Origin of the sequence: Saezia sanguinis (assembly GCF_003991585.1) — a bacterium.
In the GTDB taxonomy this organism is placed as follows: domain Bacteria; phylum Pseudomonadota; class Gammaproteobacteria; order Burkholderiales; family Burkholderiaceae_C; genus Saezia; species Saezia sanguinis.
Map to the genome: position 1 here is coordinate 1 of NZ_PQSP01000182.1, position 243 is coordinate 243.

1 protein-coding gene is annotated in these 243 nt (G+C 56.4%); it reads left to right on the top strand.

Annotated elements, in window-relative coordinates; translation table 11 throughout:
- A partial coding sequence (locus tag CUZ56_RS15425; RefSeq protein ID WP_204250978.1) for a hypothetical protein occupies nucleotides 1–243 on the top strand: 243 nt, incomplete at both ends.

Consider the following 243-nt stretch of genomic DNA (forward strand, 5'->3'; position numbering starts at 1 on the left):
GTGGATCGTGCTGCGAAGGTGCGAGGTGCCCACGTCACTGAATCATTGGCGCGTGCCAACAACTCCATGTCGGTTCAGGTTTCTCAAGGGCTCAATGCTACGGCGGCTAAGACCTTTGCATCTGAGATCGAACGCAACCCGGAGGTGGAATCCGTCGAGCCCGTCTTGCACATGACGATTAATGAGAACTCCGGTGTCCATCCTGCTGCAGTGTCGTCGGTCCCGAACGACCAGTATTGGAAC